The organism is Pseudocitrobacter vendiensis (assembly GCF_943590815.1).
Classification (GTDB): Bacteria; Pseudomonadota; Gammaproteobacteria; order Enterobacterales; family Enterobacteriaceae; genus Pseudocitrobacter; species Pseudocitrobacter vendiensis.
The window spans coordinates 1-13,168 of sequence record NZ_CALSBS010000051.1; the positions used below are offsets into that span (position 1 = coordinate 1).

Genomic DNA, 13,168 nt, shown 5'->3' on the forward strand with positions numbered 1-13,168 from the left:
TCAACACAGCGCGCACAACCTCTCCCTGACGACATCTTAACGATACCTGCCCGGAACAATACCCGGCAGATTAAAACGCTTCACGTTGATTACAGCGATGATTTAAAAGCATAAGGGATGAGAACAGGAAGAGTGGAGTACAAACCCCAGAAAAGCAAAAACCCAGCCATAGGCTGGGTTCTTTGGAATAGTGGTGCCGGACTCGGAATCATATCGACGATTAACATGCTGTTTGTTATTGGTTTTGTTGGTATTTCTTGTAAACAGCGCCCCCACGAAGGCCCCCACATAAAATCGCTTTGTTTTTGTGAGGGTTATCACGAAAAATCGTTATTTAGCGAATGGGGCTTCGTTATGTGTGGAGTCGGGTTGTCCCAAGACTTCGTTCTATCTCCAGTAGTAAGATACAATTGTGGTCATTATGTCATTTGAACAGACCACGGTTAGTTTGAAAAATTGTCGAAAAGTCGTTTCTAAATGGACAATGATGAAAATTATTAATCCACGATGGGCAATAGTGGATAGTGAAGGGGGTACGATGATCAAAATTGAAATACTGTCGGTTCGTAATCCGCAGTGGGTGAATGATGATCATAGTGCAATCAATTGCCTAATTAAAACAAACACACTTTGCCGGGAAGTACCGTTTACCGCTTCGCCATATGACCCGGAACCGCATGGTCGTGAAATTTTTGCCAAGTGTGTTGCTGGCGAGTATGGAGCAATTGCTTCATCAATGAAGTCAAAATCTCCACAACAACCATTACCACAACTGAATATTCCCGCGAAGTATCAGCGATTGGAGACGTTTCTTCTGGAGGCTAATAAGGAGAATAGACGTAAGTCGTTTCGTAGCGTTGTTATCGTTTGGGGCTCTATGCTTGATAATCTTCTTGATGAAATGTTGGAGTTCGAGGCATTAAGAACGGTTGCTCTGGGGAAGAGTGCAGAAAAACCGCCTAAGACTTTCAATGCACGGATTGAGCAAGCACTCAACGTCGGCTTAATTAATCGTCAAGAGGCGGAGAAATGTCGCTATATCAGGAAGATACGTAATGCAGTAGCACATGAATGGGATCTGTCTCTGAAGACGAAGAATCTTTTACCAAGTCTCAGGGCGCTTTATGAGGCAGATCACTCAGCTTTGTTGATCTTCCATGAGGATTTGGATTTTCTCTTACAGCAGGTGTACAGCTCCTCCTGCGCAATGTTGGTGATGAGATTTCTCGATAAGTTAGGAAAATGAGGGGGAGATTTTTTCAGCTTATTTTCCCAAAGCCTTATAGCCCTTCAGAGAAGAGTGGCGGATTGTTTCTCTGTTCGTTTAATGTTTCTCAAACTTGATATTGATATGTTAGTTTGGATGGTTTTGATATAATAAGAATCGAAGTATTTTCTAACCTATGGATTGTATTGGTCTTTTTTCTTTACTTTTGATATATCATCCTGTGCCCAGTTGAGTTCACTGGACATCATGGGCCAATCTAATCACTTAGAATTATCGCTTACTGGCTTCAGAGCTTTGGCTCCTCTTTGGTCTATGTGCTGACAGAATGGTCGGTACCCACGACTGGAGACTGATGTTCCCTCATCCATCTGTATAGTTGAAGGCCATATGCCAATATAATTTATGCCAGCATTTATCCGATTGCGGTGCTGGCATAACGGAGATAAGCCGAATGACGGTCAGTTTGTGTCTGTAGTATTACTTCGGTGTGAATTATAGTAATTAACGAATGGTCGAGCGTTGATGATTTCCCACCAACCATAAGTAGTCATTGATAGTATTAAGAAAGAAACCATCGCACCGATACCTGAGCCGATAACATTGCGCAGCATGGAAAACGTTATCTCAGAATGACCAATAGCGTTATATATTACGCTTATATCGTTTGCTACCCACTTAATAAAAAGTAGAAATGCAATAGTAAAGAATATATCAATAACAAGTAATGAAGATTTTGCCAGCCATCCAGTCTGAGAAGTAATTTCAACTGCATCATCGTCAGTAAATTCCACAACTGACTGAATACGGTTAATGCTTTTGTACATCCAGATGGTGGCCAATGGATAGTGAGTATTCATCATTAAAAGAATTTCATGATATTTGGCATAACGGTGTCGTGTTGCGAGAGCGAAATAATATTCGACAAGCCGGGGATCGTGATTTGGTTGAGAGAATGTGAGTAGAAATTTCTCCAGCGCTTCGCTTTCTGATTTTTTGTTAAAAAAGTTAGATGAAATTAATGACAACAATGTATTGATGAGTTCACCCATATAACCTCCATGTATATATTAAATATCAAATGATGTTCTGGACCTGTCGTACAATTTTAGTGCTACGGCTACATAGTCTGTAGCTAGGTTATGTTAACACAGTCTGCCTACCGGATAATCAGCAGATGCGGTATGATAAAGCCGAACATTTTTCAGCCAGAGGAACATCTATGCCTTTGCAAATAAAAGACATTATAGATCTGCAAACCCTTATTGAGTCGGAACAGGTAGAGTTCAAGCTGGCAGGGGGAAAAGACGGCAAAGGCGAGTTACCGAAAGACTTCTGGCCCACCTATTCCGCAATGGCGAATGGTCGGGGCGGCTGGGTAGTTCTCGGTGTAAAAGAACAGGCCGGAAAATTTACACCAGTGGGTATTGCTGATCCCGAAAAGATTAAGACCGATCTGTTTAATCAGTTAAACGATCGCGATCGGGTCAGTGCGAATGTGCTGAGATCAGAAAACGATGTGCAACAGGTCTCTTTGCAGGGAGCGGATGTGCTGGCGATCCATATTCCACAGGCAATGCGCAAACAAAAGCCGGTTCACCTGAAAAAATCCCCATTTGGTAACACCTATCAACGTCTGCACGAAGGCGATCGCGTTTGTGATGATATGACCGTCAAGCGGATGCTTGCGGAGCAGATCCACGACAGCCGCGATAATGAAGTGCTTTCTGAACACTACACCTTTCAGGACGATATCGATCTGGACAGCCTGAAAGTATATCGCAATCTGCTTTCGGCAAATAACCCGCAGCATCCTTATCTGGCCTGTGAGCCGTTTGAACTATTTAAAATGGTTGGTGGATGGCGTAAAGACAGGGAAACCGGAAAAGAGGGTATCACGCTGGCTGGCGTTCTCATGTTTGGTAAATGGGATGCGATTATTGCCGCAGCGCCCAACTACATGGTGGATTACCAGGAACGCCCCGAGGCTAAAACGGAGCTGCGTTGGGTGGATCGGGTATGCCCAGATGGTACATGGTCAGGGAACTTGTTTGATTTTTATCGCAAGGTATACCAAAAGCTGGTCGCCGATCTTAAAGTCCCCTTTACGCTTGAAGAGGGGCAGCGCAGAACGGATACGCCAGTACATATTGCACTGCGTGAAGCGCTGGTCAACACGCTGGTCCATGCTGATTTTACAGATCGGGTTTCTATTCTGATCGTCAAACGTCCCGACATGTTTGGCTTTCGCAACCCCGGCTTGATGCGTCTGCCGTTGGAGGATGTGATTGCGGGCGGCGTCAGTGATTGCCGCAACAGGTTGCTACACCAGATGTTTTTGCTGATTGGTCTGGGTGAGAAAGCAGGTTCAGGGATGCCGAAGATTTTCAGCGGCTGGAAATCGGCTAACTGGCGAACTCCCAAACTTTGGGAAAAAATGTTTCCTGCACAGACGCTATTAGAGCTTTCTACGGCTAGCCTGATCCCGCAGCATGTTCTGGATGATTTGCATCAGCGGTTTGGTGAAACCTTCGATCAGCTTGATGATTTTGAACAGGTGATTGTTGCAACAGCTGCAATTGAAGGCTGGGTCAATCATGAACGCGCCTGCCAGTTAACAACCCGTCATTCCCGCGAAGTCACGCTGACGCTTCCACGTCTGGAAAGTAAAGGTTTTCTAGTCGCTGGGGGTGAGCAGAAAAGCAAATATTACACCTTACCCGGCGTATCGGTCATGACGCCGGATGAGGTTTTCTCGTTAGGTGCGGTTGTGAGCTCTACACATAACGAGGGTAACTCCGCATATAACGAACAGAGGTCCACACATAACGAGGGGAGCTCCACATATAACGCGCAGAGGTCCACACATAACGAGGGGAACTCCACATATAATGAGCTGGGGTCCACACATAACGAAGAGAGCTCCACATATAACGCCGATGACGATCAACCCGCATCTCGGGATGAGTATGGGCGTTTGCTTAATCGCTTTATAGATAGGCCGTATATTGATGATGTCGACAATCTCACCGAAGCTTTCCGGGATTCGTTGTTTACTTTAGCAGCGGTTCCGCGTGAAAGGCTGCGTCTGGGGGATAAAGAGCTGATGAAGAGTGTGATCCTGAATGTGTGTCAGGGGCAGTATATTTCTGTTGCTGCGCTGGGGCAGATCCTTAGCCGTAACCCTAATGCGCTGCGTCAGCAATACTTGAAACCGCTGGTGGAGCAAGGGGAGCTTAAGCTGGCGTTTCCGCAGTATAAGAATGACCCGAAGCAGGGGTATAGTGCGGTTTAATGCTATATCTGGTCCATATCATTCGTGCGATATTCAATAAACGTGCGCCTCGTGTTGTTTGGTTTGAACGCACATCGTAAGGAAATAATATGTCGATAAGATGGGAAAGCATCAGGACGTTCAACAATTCTCAAAATAATGCTTTTGAAGAACTGATTTGTCAGTTAGCAAGAGAAGAACCTATTATTAACAAAATAGATTTTCGCCGTGTGGCAGCGCCAGATGGTGGCGTCGAAGCCTATTGTGTACTTGATGATGGAACTGAATATGGCTGGCAGGCAAAGTATTTTTTTAGTATGGGTGATGCTCAGTGGAAACAGTTAAAAGAATCATTTGAAACTGCTTTAAAAACACATCCAAATCTTACCAAATATTATATCTGTATTCCGTTAGATCGACAGGATCCTCGTAGAAAGGATCAGGATTGGTTTATGGATAAATGGAATAAAAAGGTTGCAGAATGGACTCAATACGCTAAGGGGCTAGGAAGAAATATCAGTATTGAATATTGGGGAAGCTCGGAACTAACCCATCGGTTATCACAAGAGAATAATGCTGGCCGGTTACATTTTTGGTTCTCAGCGGAAGAGTTTACCACTCGTTGGTTTAGCGAACAGATAGAAGAGAGCACTAAAAACCTTGGCAAGCGATATACTCCAGAACTGAATGTCGAACTGGATATTGCTAGAAATTTTGATGCAATTAGCAGAAATAGTGATTTTTATAAGGTAACACATAAATATTTTCATGATTTTCTTGCAAAACTTAACAAGTTTACAGATAGAGCCATTCATTATTCTGGTAATAACATATCCGAACAATTTAAACGCTGGATTTCTGATGTTAAAGACAGCTTTGTTCCCGAAGACCGTGCATTGGAACAGTTTGATATAAATTTATTATTGAGTCACATAGATAATGTTAGTAAGTACTTATCTGATTTTGAACATGAATTTATTGATAATAGTGACAAGAAAAATGACGATCTGAGGTATCAGGTTAATAATGCATGGCAAGCAATTTCTGACTTTTCAGACTTTATCAAGGGTACAATGTTGAAATTGGCAAATAGCCCTCTAATGATTTTGTCCGGGGAGGCCGGGATTGGAAAATCTCATTTATTAGCGGATATAGCAAACCATCGAATAAAAAGTAGGATTCCTTGCCTATTACTTCTGGGGCAAAACTTTGTATCAGAAGAGTCTCCATGGACACAAATACTAAGAAATATTCTGCGTGTTGATGGTAAAGAAAATGTCTTATTAGGGGCATTGAATGCCAGAGCTGAGGCTCAGGGAGAACGTCTGCTGTTTATTATTGATGCAATCAATGAAGGGAAAGGACGGTATTTTTGGCCCGATTATATAGCCGGCATGATAAATCAGTTCTCTAAATATCCTTGGCTTGGGCTTGTTTTGAGTATCAGAAGCTCATATGAAAAATTAATTGTCCCCAAAGACTTTTTCGATGAAAATAAAATAACACGAATTGCTCATTCTGGTTTTGGGAGTGTCGAATATCAGGCATCTAAGTTCTTCTTTTCTCAATATGGTATAGAGCAACCGAGTGTCCCGATATTACATCCTGAATTCAGTAATCCACTTTTTCTTAAAATTTTTTGCGAAGGTCTATATCGTTCTGGATTAAATAAAATTCCGAAAGGATATTCTGGGATAAGTAATATCATTTCATTTTTCATAAACAGTATTGAGGCTAAGTTATCGAGACCTTCCTCTTTCAATTACCCTGAAAATTTTAAGCTTATAGAGAAAACCATTAATGAATTAATAGAATATAAGCTAAATAATGACTTGAGTTTTATTCCGTATGAAGCGGCATTTGATATTGCAGAGAAAATCATTGGTCGATATAGTGATCGACGTCGTTTTCTCGATGAATTAATTTCAGAAGGGATATTGTCAAAGAATATCTATTGGAATTCGAAAGATAATTATGAAGAAGGGGTATATCTGGCTTATGAACGTTTTGAAGACCATCTGACAGTATCTTTTCTTTTAGATAAATATTCAATAAATAATAATGATGCACTAGATTCTTTTTTTAAAGAGAATGGTGAGTTATATAAATATATAAAATCGAGCTATTTTTATCAGGGTATAATTGAATCACTTTCTATTCAGTTGCCTGAGAAATTTGGCAAAGAGCTTTATGAATTGGTTGAAGTTGAGTATAAAAAACATGATGGTATTATTCGTGCATTTATCTCAAGTCTTATCTGGCGTAAGCCTGATAATATTGAGGGAAAGACGCTTGAATATATTAATAAATATATCATTCCATTTGATAACGGCTTTGATGCCTTTATGCAAATGGTTTATACCGTATCCTCCGACCCCGAACATATTTATAACGCAGACAAGTTACACAAATTTCTTTCAAAACATTCAATGGCAATCAGAGATTCATTCTGGACGAAGTATCTCCATAATTTAGATTATTACGAAACTTCTTCGATGCAGCGTTTAATTGACTGGGCTGGCGCGGAAGAGGATAAGTTTTATTTATCGGATGACTCAAGATTACTGGCTGCTAAGGCGCTGTCATGGCTACTGACGAGCACGAATATCAAATTACGAGATAGCGCAACGAAATCGTTAGCCAATTTATTGAAAAATAGTATTAAAACGATTACGGCGCTCATAGACAGCTTTAAAGATGTTAATGATCCTTACGTACTGGAGCGGATCCTGGCGGCCTCTTATGGCGCGGTTTTAAATTCTGTTACTCTGGATGATTTAGATAAACTGTCTGAAAATATTGTTGCCACTATTTTTGAAGCTGAAGAAGTATATCCTAATATTCTTGTCAGGGATTATGCCAGAAATATAATAGAATATGCTTTATATAAAAAAGTATATCAAATGGATAGTGTTGATATTATTCGGCCTCCATATCGAAGTGATTTTCCAACGACTTTCCCAACCAATGAGGAAATTGATGCGTATAAATATGATTATAATGCTGCGGATTTTAAAGATTACTATTGGGGACAAAATGCAATATTAAGCTCAATGGTTACTGAGTATGGACGGGGGATCTGTAGCTATGGTGATTTCGGACGTTATACTTTTCAGAGTGCATTATCTGGATGGTGTGATTTTGACCCTAATGATCTAAGTAACTATGCCTGTAAACTGATTTTTGAGAAATATGGCTATGATGTTGAGAAGCATGGACAGTTTGATCGATACGCCAGTGAGGGGGATAGAAGCAGGAATAAAAAAGAAAGAATAGGTAAAAAATACCAATGGATTGCATTGTATGAGGTTTTGGCGCGTATTGCGGACAATCATCAGGTGGCCGAAGGGGGCAGTCGCTGGTCAGAGTCGAAAAATTATGTCTGGTTTCAGGGACCCTGGGAGTTGTTTGTCAGAAAAATAGATCCAACCACGCCATCTTATAGCAAAGAGATTATAATACAAAAAAGCTTCTGGAATAATGAAAATCCATATAATGACTGGGATGGCACTATTAATGATTGGTTGAAGAGAGAGGCTAATTTACCTGATCCACTTGAACTGATATCAGTTCTGTCTGCTGATGATAAAAAATATTTATTACTTGATGGCTTTTTTACATGGGATGAGTCACTTCCTCTTGGTGAGGACGAATATGGCTATGCTAAAAAACATCTTTGGTATTACTTTAGAAGTTATTTAGTCAAAGAAGTTGAATTGCCAACGTTAATACATAATTTGAATAAAGATCTGTCATTAATCCAAAATTTACCAGAATCGCATGATCAATACCGAGTCTTTAGCCGAGAGTATTACTGGTCACCTGCATATCAATATTTTGACGACCCGTATTACGGGGATAAGGGTTGGCAGGATGTTCATACTGATTGGCAAAAGAAAGAAAAACCCATTGCAACTGTTTGTCTGACATCGGAAAGTCATCATTGGGAGTCTGATTCGTCTGGTGATAATGAACTATCATACTTGGCACCTTGCGAGTTTATGTATCATGGGATGAAGTTGAATTATTCTGAAAATACAGGAGAATGGTTAGACAGTGATGGAAATGTTATATTCATGGATCCCTCTATTCAGTATAAGAATAAATCAGCACTCATCGTTGATAAAGATAAACTAGAACAATTTCTATTAAGCAATAATTTAAATATTGTTTGGGTTGTTACCGGTGAGAAGAATATCCATTCAATGCGCCCAATTAAAATCGATGGCGATAAATGGCTGGAGATATGTGGAGTTTATACTTTAAAGAACAGTAGTATAGACGGGTGGAAGATAATTAAATAAGGTACTAAAAATTCCTTGCTGTCTGTAATCGATAGCGGTATCGTTTACAAGCACCTGCAAATTCAGGTGCCGGGATTGGTCTCCTGAAGATATTCCTTACTGGCGACATATGACGCGCTTTGCGTCTTTTTTATGTCGTTCATCCGGCTACATCTCAATGGTGGGCCGGGCGGAGGCGTCGCAAGACGCGCCGGTGTCCAGTAAGGCCGGTAAGACCAACTCCGTCCGGTTCCACCACCCGCAAGATTGGTCTCTTCGGTGGTGGTTCAATTAATCACTTACTGGAGGTTGCCACTATGGCTACGATCCTCACTCAAGCACACCCGTTACTTTCCGTTCCCTTCAACGCCGCCACGGACTTCACCGTCCTTGCCAGCCACTGCGAAAACTTTGCCGAAACCCTGATTGAAAGCAAAGATCCAGCGTTAAAAATGGCGCTCTGTGGCAGACTTAATGCCGCTCTGACTCTGCTCCGGCCCACGCTGTTAGAACCCGTCCCTCTCCATCTTGTTGAAAGCCTGACCGTTGATACCCTTCCTGCTAATTCCCCTCTGTTTGGGCCAGAATGTACCGAACTTTGCAACTACTGCCTTGCCCTGACGCAGACGCTGGCGGGGCAGGGGTTTTCCTCAGAAACGGAGAAATTCCTTAGCTGGCTGTTGTATGACCTGATCAACTACTTCGCGGCAGAAATGAAAGCCCCACGCTGGTTGCGTACTGCCGACGGCGTAAAGTTTATTGACGGGGTGGCGGCATGATGCAACCGGACTGGCATTCTGCCGACATAATTGCGGCGCTGAAAAAGCGCGGGACGTCGCTTTCAGCCGTTTCCCGCAACTCAGGGCTGGCGTCCTCCACGCTGGCAAATGCGCTGATAAGGCACTGGCCCAAAGGTGAGAGGCTGATCGCCGAAGCGTTGGGCGTTGCACCAGAGCAAATCTGGCCTTCTCGCTACCGTAAGCCTGAATATCGCTAAAGCAAAACAGACTCTCCCGATCTTCTGCCAGCATTTGCTGGTGGAAGGTCGGGAGAAGGCAAGCGAAGCGCGGCAGACTGCCATTCATAAAATCGTGAAAAAATCCACAAACAACTCAATTTCCAGAAAAAAGGTTTCCCCTTTTCATCCTCGTAAACTGGGTGTAATCTCCCTCCTGCACTCCGCTGCTTCGGCAGCTCCCAATGCTTCATGGCCTGAAAGAAGCGCCTGATTCGTCAGGAGATGGTTGATCCCTTGACCGGTGCAGACCTCTGCAAACACCGGGCCGCAGAATATCGCGGCGGAGGCTCGGAGTCACACTCGATACATTCTTTCACTGCGCCAGTTCACCGGCTGCAATTCTACTCGATCAGAAATCACCCGATTTCTAGTTCCACTTACACCTGCTGAATTTCAGCGCCTTTTCCTGCGCCAGATCTCTGGTCAATGCTGCACTACGCCGGAAACGATCCGGTAACCCTTGTACTTGCTGCCACACCAGCGCCTTAACTTTTACGGGCTGCGGCCTGCATTGCCGCAAGGCTTTGCTGCCGCGTGGCCGTAAAACTGCACCAGAATTTGCGTTCTCGGAGCGCAACGCTGAACCGGGCGTCACTTTCGTCGCGCAAAGCGGCAAAGTGACGCCATTCCACCACGCCGACGCAAGCCACGGAAAATCTGGCCTGCGCCCTCAATCCCCCACACTGACACGCCGTTTTCAGGCCGCTGTCGGTTCAGAAAAGGAGAAAAAGATCGATACCGAGGGGGGCATGATGCCCCGGAGAATTTCCTGCTCACGCAGGCAGCCTGTACCGCGTACAGTCTGAAACTCCCTACACCTCAACAACCTGCCACCCCGGCGTGAAGGTATCGTTCTGGCGCAGCCACACAGCATACGCCGGGGCCAGATTGTGCTTTTTAACAGCGGCAAGGGGTAGCTATGGGTAAATTAGGTGGTGAAATGAAGGCGCTGGCAAAAAAAGCGGGCGGCAGTTTTACAACGGTGGATAACCGCATTCACATTGTGCAACGGTTCAGCCGCCATTTACGCTCGCTGAATATTCAGATCCAGCGGGTGGCGCAGATTAAGGTTCGTCACATTGAAAGCTATATTCATGACAGGCTGGCGCAGGAGATCGGTTTGCGAACGCTGCAAAATGAAATGGCTTCGCTCCGGGTCGTGTTGCAACAGGCGGGGCGAAGTCAGGTGGCGGAACATACGCGACTGACTAATAAATCATTAGGGCTGGCGGGCGCGTCGCGCAATGGGACGCGGCAGGCCATCACGCCGGAGCATTATCAGCAGGTGATGAAAGTGGCCCGCTCTCAGGATACCGGGCTGGCGGCGGCGCTGGAACTGGCGCGGCTGATGGGGCTACGCTCGCAGGAGGCGGTACAGAGTGTGCAGTCACTGAGAACGTGGAAACAGGCCATTGAACGCGGTGAGACACGGCTTACCGTGGTCTATGGCACCAAAGGTGGTCGGCCCCGCGAAACGGTCATTCTGGATGCTGGGGCAGTTCGCAAGGCGCTGGAGAATGCGTTGACCGTTGCAGAACAGCGTGACGGCAGGCTGATCGACAGGTCCGATCTCAAATCGGCCATGAACTACTGGCGCATATTCTCCGCACTCATTGCGCTATGCCTGGGCGCAGGATGCGATCCGCCATTATCTGGTGCAGGGATTCAGCGAAAAAGAGGCGCTGGGATTTGGGCCACGGCGACGGGCGCGGGCGTTATGTGGCGCAGGTGTATGGGCGGCATGAAGAGGAATAACTTCCTGTTCTGGTGCAATCATGAAAAGTAAAGGGCCGAAGGGTAAAGGGTCGCTAAGAGTAACAGCGCCTGACCCGAAAGGGCTAAAAGGGCCGGAACTGGCGCAGATCGATGTTTATCCGGGTGAACTGGCACAAATAAAAAAGCAGACCTGCTGAGATCTGCTTTCCGGCATGACTCGCTGAATGGCTCAGGCCGCCTGAACCTGCCTGTCATACCGATATGGCGCAACAAACTTTTGCCGACAGGCGTCGAGATAGTCCGACCACCACTGCATCATCTGCGTGCGCTCGTCGAGGTGCTCTGCTTTGTGGATATACGCGGCGCGAACGTTGTTACGCTCCTGATGGCTCATCTGCCGCTCAACCGCATCTTTCGACCAGCGCCCGGACTCGATCAGCGCGCTACAGGCCATAGTGCGGAAGCCGTGACCGCAAATATCTACTTTCGTATCGTAACCCATCACCCGCAGCGCCTTGTTGATGGTGTTTTCGCTCATCGGCTTGCGCGGATCGTGGTCGCCGGGAAACAGTAACTCACTGCTGCCGGACAGCAGCTTCAACTGTTTTAGCACCGTGACCGCCTGTTTTGACAGCGGCACCAGATGCGGGGTTTTCATCTTTGCGCCATGCTCCGAATAGCGCACGCCGGGGATCGGCTCACGCTGGGCGGGGATAGTCCACATTGCGCCATCCAGATCGATCTCCGTCCAGCGGGCAAAGCGCAGCTCGCTGGAGCGGATAAAGATCAGCAGATTGAGCTGCACCGCCAGACGGGTTAACAGCCTGCCGGAATAGCTTTCCAGATGCTCCAGCAACTCCGGCATCTTTTCCAGCGGCAGGGCGGGGTAATGGTTTTTCGGCGGCGGCGCGATAGCGCCTGTAAGATCGTTAGCCGGATTGCTGGCGATCAGACTCTCCTGCACCGCGTAGCGCATGATCGCCGTGGTGCGCTGCTGTATCCGTGCGGCAGTCTCCAGATTGCCTTTCTTTTCGGCTACCCGTAGCGGGATCAGCAGATCGGCGGTTTTCAGGTCGGCAACGGGAATTTTGCCAATCAGCGGGAATACGTGCAGCTCCAGCGAGCGCAGGATCTTCGCCGCGTGATGCTCCGTCCAGCGGATATTGCCCGCGAGCCACTGACGGGCGACCTCCTCAAAGGTATTGCCGCTTTTCTTTGCCTGCTTCTCCTGCTGCTTTTTCACCCCCGGATCGTCGCCTGCGCTGAGTACGGCGCGCGCTTCTTCACGCAGCTTACGCGCATTCGCCAGCGTGACGGTCGGGTAAGGGCCAAACGCCAGCTTCTTCTCCTTGCCGCCAAAGCGGTACTTGAGCTGCCAGAGTTTAGAGCCGTTGGGTTTTATCAGCAGGTACAGGCCCTGCGCGTCGCTGAGTTTGTAAGGTTTATCGAGCGGCTTGGCGTTACGAATGGCGGTATCGGTGAGTGGCATAGCGGGGGCTCCAGAGTTTATCGAACCAACAGACCCCCCAATTAAGCCCCCAAAAACTCTGGATGTCAAAAAACCCGACGGAACTTTTCAGTACCATCAGGTTTCTTTAACTTACTGTTTTTCAACGTTTCAGGACTTATAGGAACGCCATGAAACTAAATTT

Annotated in this window: 8 protein-coding genes and 1 pseudogene; 7 read left to right on the forward strand and 2 right to left on the reverse strand. The window is 45.8% G+C overall.

The genetic code is table 11. From position 1 onward, the window contains the following. Window positions 1-538: 538 nt before the first annotated feature. Complete coding sequence (locus NMC31_RS25000) at window positions 539-1,246, forward strand: hypothetical protein (RefSeq protein WP_253899354.1); 708 nt, start codon at window positions 539-541, stop codon at window positions 1,244-1,246. A gap of 440 nt (window positions 1,247-1,686) precedes the next feature. Here NMC31_RS25000 and NMC31_RS25005 read toward each other — a convergent pair whose 3' ends face one another. Continuing rightward, the gene (locus tag NMC31_RS25005) at window positions 1,687-2,277 is read right to left on the reverse strand and encodes a hypothetical protein (protein ID WP_253899355.1); all 591 of its coding nucleotides are present in this window, start codon (window positions 2,275-2,277) and stop codon (window positions 1,687-1,689) included. Window positions 2,278-2,402: 125 nt separating this feature from the next. Here NMC31_RS25005 and NMC31_RS25010 point away from each other — a divergent pair, with 125 nt between their 5' ends. The 6 genes and pseudogenes from NMC31_RS25010 to NMC31_RS25035 all read left to right on the forward strand — a co-directional run bounded on the left by NMC31_RS25010 (window position 2,403) and on the right by NMC31_RS25035 (window position 11,713). Further along, window positions 2,403-4,520: an RNA/DNA-binding domain-containing protein gene (locus tag NMC31_RS25010; protein WP_253899356.1), complete on the forward strand. Its 2,118-nt coding sequence runs from the start codon at window positions 2,403-2,405 to the stop codon at window positions 4,518-4,520. Between the two features lie 89 nt (window positions 4,521-4,609). After that, window positions 4,610-8,803: an ATP-binding protein gene (locus tag NMC31_RS25015; RefSeq protein WP_253899357.1), complete on the forward strand. Its 4,194-nt coding sequence runs from the start codon at window positions 4,610-4,612 to the stop codon at window positions 8,801-8,803. A 296-nt stretch (window positions 8,804-9,099) separates the two neighbouring features. Further along, the gene (locus tag NMC31_RS25020; protein WP_253899358.1) at window positions 9,100-9,561 is read left to right on the forward strand and encodes a hypothetical protein; all 462 of its coding nucleotides are present in this window, start codon (window positions 9,100-9,102) and stop codon (window positions 9,559-9,561) included. Further along, window positions 9,558-9,779 (forward strand): helix-turn-helix domain-containing protein, encoded by a 222-nt coding sequence (locus tag NMC31_RS25025; RefSeq protein WP_253899359.1) that lies wholly within the window; start codon window positions 9,558-9,560, stop codon window positions 9,777-9,779. The genes NMC31_RS25020 and NMC31_RS25025 overlap by 4 nt, the downstream gene beginning before the upstream one ends. 940 nt (window positions 9,780-10,719) lie before the next feature. Further along, window positions 10,720-11,555: pseudogene (locus NMC31_RS25030) on the forward strand (integrase domain-containing protein). A gap of 20 nt (window positions 11,556-11,575) precedes the next feature. Next, complete coding sequence (locus NMC31_RS25035) at window positions 11,576-11,713, forward strand: hypothetical protein (RefSeq protein ID WP_157999942.1); 138 nt, start codon at window positions 11,576-11,578, stop codon at window positions 11,711-11,713. Between the two features lie 32 nt (window positions 11,714-11,745). On the opposite strand, the gene NMC31_RS25040 is transcribed toward NMC31_RS25035, so the two are convergent. Beyond that, the gene (locus NMC31_RS25040; RefSeq protein WP_253899360.1) at window positions 11,746-13,005 is read right to left on the reverse strand and encodes a tyrosine-type recombinase/integrase; all 1,260 of its coding nucleotides are present in this window, start codon (window positions 13,003-13,005) and stop codon (window positions 11,746-11,748) included. Between the last annotated feature and the right edge of the window lie 163 nt (window positions 13,006-13,168).

Excerpts from the sequence above, each read along its gene's own strand:
- NMC31_RS25035 (WP_157999942.1), top strand. The coding sequence starts at position 11,576 with ATGAAAAGTAAAGGGCCGAAGGGTAAAGGGTCGCTAAGAGTAACAGCG.
- NMC31_RS25010 (WP_253899356.1), top strand. The coding sequence starts at position 2,403 with ATGCGGTATGATAAAGCCGAACATTTTTCAGCCAGAGGAACATCTATG.
- NMC31_RS25025 (WP_253899359.1), top strand. The coding sequence starts at position 9,558 with ATGATGCAACCGGACTGGCATTCTGCCGACATAATTGCGGCGCTGAAA.
- NMC31_RS25015 (WP_253899357.1), top strand. The coding sequence starts at position 4,610 with ATGTCGATAAGATGGGAAAGCATCAGGACGTTCAACAATTCTCAAAAT.
- NMC31_RS25005 (WP_253899355.1), bottom strand. The coding sequence starts at position 2,277 with ATGGGTGAACTCATCAATACATTGTTGTCATTAATTTCATCTAACTTT.
- NMC31_RS25000 (WP_253899354.1), top strand. The coding sequence starts at position 539 with ATGATCAAAATTGAAATACTGTCGGTTCGTAATCCGCAGTGGGTGAAT.
- NMC31_RS25020 (WP_253899358.1), top strand. The coding sequence starts at position 9,100 with ATGGCTACGATCCTCACTCAAGCACACCCGTTACTTTCCGTTCCCTTC.
- NMC31_RS25040 (WP_253899360.1), bottom strand. The coding sequence starts at position 13,005 with ATGCCACTCACCGATACCGCCATTCGTAACGCCAAGCCGCTCGATAAA.